Annotated in this window: 2 protein-coding genes; one reads left to right on the plus strand and one right to left on the minus strand. The window is 61.8% G+C overall.

All coding sequences use genetic code 11. The annotated features are described in order from the left end of the window. The first annotated feature begins 43 nt into the window (after positions 1 to 43). Positions 44 to 664: a TetR/AcrR family transcriptional regulator gene (locus ABT116_RS45165; RefSeq protein WP_351646857.1), complete on the plus strand. Its 621-nt coding sequence runs from the start codon at positions 44 to 46 to the stop codon at positions 662 to 664. On the opposite strand, the gene ABT116_RS45170 is transcribed toward ABT116_RS45165, so the two are convergent. Next, on the minus strand, positions 661 to 1,560 hold a 900-nt coding region (locus ABT116_RS45170), incomplete at its 5' end, for an AurF N-oxygenase family protein (RefSeq protein ID WP_351646855.1). The genes ABT116_RS45165 and ABT116_RS45170 overlap by 4 nt on opposite strands.

Here is a 1,560-nt window from a genome sequence, read left to right on the forward strand (position 1 = left end):
CGTCCGCGTCAACAGCATCAACCCCGAGCGCACCGCCACCCCCATGCGCACCAAGGCCTTCGGCCAGGAGCCCTCGGGGTCCCTGCTGTCCTCCGTCGCCAAGTCGGTGGTGTACCGGCAATTCAGCGGACGAGACGACCTCGATCGACGAGTCCGCGCGTTTGTGCTCGGCCAATTCGCGGCTGCCCTGGATGCGTCGATGAGCATTTCGGTCGGCACTCTCGACGAGATCCTGACTCGCACCATCAGTGCCGTAGCGGAGTGGATCACCGAACATCCTCGGATTCACGAGTTCATGGGTACCGGCCCCACCGACTACGACGACGAGAGCATCGACGCGATCAGCAGCCTGAAGGCCACGATCGCCGACTCGGCCCGCGCCACCATCACCGAAGTCGGTCGATCCGTGGGGATCGATTCCTCGCCCTTCGATTCACTGCCCTTTGCCGTGGTGACGATGGTCGAGGGCACCCTCACCCACTGGGTCCGAAGCGCCGATCCGAAACCGAGCCGCGACGAGATCGTCGCCGATCTCGCGAAGTACACCTGGTACATGTTCGACGGCGTGGCCCGCTCGAGCGGACTCACGATAGATCCTCATGTCGAATTGTCCACGCTCATCGCTGAACTGGTGTCCTCCGACGCACAGTCGCGGCCCGACTAGTTCCGGGACTTGTCGGAGCGCTTGGGCTCGCCACGATAGCGTGCATAGTCGCCGTCGATGCGTAGCTTTCGCCACGCGCGCTTCGACACCGGGTTCATCAATCCGAGTTCGTCTGCCAGGGCTCGCATTTCACCGAAGTAGTTACCCAGGATGCGGCGTGAATGCGGGCTTCCCCAGAAGGCACTTTTCATCACCTCGTCCGGAATGCCGAACTCTTCGGCGAATTCCTTTGGCGGTGACATGATTTCGCCCGCGAGCCAACGCATCGTAGCGGGGAAGGCCACCGACGTAACCGCCCGACTCGTACGACTGAGCCTCGGGACGTGATTGCGCAAGAACTCGTGCGCAAACGAAATATGCCTCGCTTCTTCGGCGATGTGGATCTCCATGGTGCGGAGCATCGCCGGCGGCGTGTCCTTACCCTCACGGATGAGATCCTTCTGGAAATGGTCGATCGGTTCTTCACCAGCCAGAATGCCGATGAAGAAGATGACCGGGAACTTGGCACCCAGCACTCCGATGACGGGCGAGAGTCGCCGGAACATCGGACGCATACCCGGCACGTCGATGTCCATGCGATTGACGAGTTCCTGGAACATCTGGATGTGATTGCACTCTTCGGTCATCTCGTGCAAGCAGTAGCGGAACTCCGGCGACTGGTTAGGCAGCGCCATGATGTACTGCAGCATTCCCCGGATCAAAATGCTCTCGAAGGCCGAACCCACCTTGGTCACGTTCGCCTGACGCCACATTCCCATGGCGATTCGACGCTCCAACGACTGATCCTGGTACCACTGCGTCGCTCCGAGTGGGTCCAGAAACCGGCCGCGGTGTTCTTCTTCTCCGTCGGCTGCGGGGCATGCGTCGGCAGCGCGAAGGCGCTCGCGGGTGCGGCC

Origin of the sequence: Streptomyces sp. NPDC002130, from assembly GCF_040296465.1 — a bacterium.
In the GTDB taxonomy this organism is placed as follows: Bacteria; Actinomycetota; Actinomycetes; order Streptomycetales; family Streptomycetaceae; genus Streptomyces.

Bases quoted from the DNA above. Each gene is read 5' to 3' on its own strand.
- ABT116_RS45165 (WP_351646857.1), top strand. From the start codon at position 44: ATGCGCACCAAGGCCTTCGGCCAGGAGCCCTCGGGGTCCCTGCTGTCC.